Source organism: Streptomyces avidinii (assembly GCF_014650695.1).
In the GTDB taxonomy this organism is placed as follows: Bacteria; Actinomycetota; Actinomycetes; order Streptomycetales; family Streptomycetaceae; genus Streptomyces; species Streptomyces avidinii.
Genome location: NZ_BMVL01000049.1, coordinates 1 through 2,036 on the forward strand (window position 1 = coordinate 1; position 2,036 = coordinate 2,036).

The 2,036-nt window shown below is 70.4% G+C and carries 1 protein-coding gene; it reads right to left on the reverse strand.

Features of this window, described 5'->3' with window-relative positions:
• Positions 1-1,993 (reverse strand): condensation domain-containing protein (locus tag IE257_RS37660; protein WP_229920913.1); only part of this gene is annotated, 1,993 nt, incomplete at its 3' end.
• Positions 1,994-2,036 lie beyond the last annotated feature (43 nt).

The following is a 2,036-nucleotide window of genomic DNA, read 5'->3' on the forward strand; positions in this document are numbered from 1 at the left end:
ACGCCGACGCGATCCGCCCGGCCCACACCGGATCGAACAAATCCGCCGACACCGTCACGGTTCCCCGTACACCGGCGGGACGGCCGTCCGCGTCGAACACCTCGCCGACCAGTACATCGAGGTCGAACTTCGCCGCGGCGCCGGAGACGGCCGGCTCGGGCTCCACCGCGTCGGCCTGCGCCGATCCGGTCTCCGTCGGGCCGCCGGCCTGCAGACCGGGCAGGTCGAGCACGACGTCCACGGTGTTCTGCTTGGTGAGGACGACCTGGAAGAGGGGGTGTCGGGCCATCGAGCGGGCCGGTGACAGTTCCTCCACCAGCTTCTCGAACGGCACGTCCTGGTGTCCCAGGGCCGACAGCGTCCGCTCCCGGACCCGGCCCAGCACCTCACGGAACGTCGGATCACCCGACAGATCCGTCCGCACCACCAGCGTGTTGATGAAGAACCCGATCAGGTCGTCCAGCGCCTCGTCCGTCCGCCCGGCGTTCGCCGAACCGATCGGAATGTCCGACCCCGCCCCCAGCTTGGAGAGCAGCACCGCCAGCGACGCCTGCAGCACCATGAACGGGGTCACACCCTCGACCCGCGCCACCTCCACCAACCGCGCATGCACGACCGCCGGAACCTCGACCTCCACCTGGTGTCCGCGGTGCGAGGCGACCATCGGACGCGGCCGATCGAACGGCAGCTCCAGCTCCTCCGGCGAACCGGACAACGCGTCACGCCAGTAGGCGATCTGACGCGAGATCACACTCTCCTCGTCCTGCTCGTCGCCGAGGATCTCACGCTGCCAGAGGGTGTAGTCGGCGTACTGGACCGGCAGCGCGTCCCACTCGGGCGCCCGGCCCTCGCTCCGCGCCGCGTAGGCGACGGACAGGTCCCGCGCCAGCGGGCCCTTCGACCAGCCGTCACTGGCTACGTGGTGCATCACCACGACGAGCACCCGCTCATCCGGGCTCGCCTCGAACAGCCAGGCGCGGAAGGGGATTTCCGATGACAGGTCGAAGGCGTGCTCCAGGGTGCGCTCGACGGCCGGCACGAGGTCGGCCGGGGCCATGTCCTGGACGGACAGCTCCCAGTCCAGGTCGTCGATGCCGACGATCCGCTGGTACGGCTCGCCGTCGACGACGGGGAACACGGTGCGGAGCACCTCGTGCCGGCCGAGCACGTCACGGAACGCAGCGCCGAGGGCGTCGCGGTCCACTCGGCTCGACAGCGACACCACTGCCGGCACGTTGTAGGTCGCGCTGGGGCCTTCGAGCTGGTTGAGGAACCACAGGCGGCGCTGCGCGAACGACAGCGGCACCCGCTCGGGGCGGACACCCGAGGTCAGGGCGATCCGGGCCCGGTCCGCACCCGTCAGCCGGGCCGCCAGGCGCGCCACCGTCGGGGCCTCGAACAGCGTCCGCAGCGGCATCTCGACGCCCAGGACGGACCGCACCCGGCTCACCAGGCGCATCGCCAGGAGCGAGTGGCCGCCCAGCGCGAAGAAGTCGTCGTCCACGCCGACGTCGTCCAGACCGAGTACGTCGGCGAACGCGGCGCTCAGGATCTCCTCCTGGACGTTCCCGGCCTTCCGGCCGGCGCCCGTCGTGTATTCGGGCGCGGGCAGGGCCTTGCGGTCCAGCTTCCCGTTCACCGACAGCGGCAGCGCGTCCAGAACGACGACCGCCGACGGAACCATGTACTCGGGAAGACGACCCGCGACGAAGTCCTTGATCGCAGAGGCGAGTTCGGCGCCTTCGCCGTTGGCGACGACGTAGGCGACCAGACGCTTGTCACCCGGCACATCCTCACGGGCGACCACAGCCGCCTGCCCGACCTGCGGATGGGCCGCGACCACGGCCTGGACCTCACCCGGCTCGATCCGGAATCCACGGACCTTGACCTGCTCGTCCACGCGGCCCAGGTACTCCACCTGACCATCGGCCGTCCACCGCGCGATGTCGCCCGTACGGTAAAGACGCTCACCGGTGCCGTACGGAGAAGCCACGAAACGCTCCGCCGACAGACCCGGACGACCCAGATACCCACGA